The sequence below is a fragment of the Halomonas sp. ND22Bw genome, from assembly GCF_003011945.1.
Taxonomy (GTDB): Bacteria; Pseudomonadota; Gammaproteobacteria; order Pseudomonadales; family Halomonadaceae; genus Halomonas; species Halomonas halophila.
The window spans coordinates 1-264 of record NZ_PXWD01001049.1 but is presented as its reverse complement, the minus strand read 5'-3'; the positions used below and the strand labels follow the sequence as shown (position 1 = coordinate 264).

Here is a 264-nt window from a genome sequence, read left to right as displayed (position 1 = left end):
GCGGCGGCTCCACCACCGGGCGACGCAGCACGCGGATGGTCTCGGCCTTGATGTCGTTGGCGTGGAAGCTGCGGTTCAGCAGGGCCAGATACGACCAGTCCATGCTGAGGTTGTTCGCCTCCAGCCAGACGCCCTGGCTGTCGGCCAGGGTGATGCGGTCGATGGTGAAATCGCTGAGCAGGTCGCCCTTCAGCCCATAGACCTTCAGCCGGCCATAGCGGCTGATCTTCAGGTCCTGAATACGCTCCAGCAACAGCTGCCGCC

The 264-nt window shown here is 64.4% G+C and carries 1 protein-coding gene; it reads right to left on the bottom strand.

The genetic code is table 11. From position 1 onward, the window contains the following. Positions 1 to 264: hypothetical protein (locus CVH10_RS21380; protein WP_146143238.1), on the bottom strand; the 264-nt coding region annotated here is incomplete at both ends.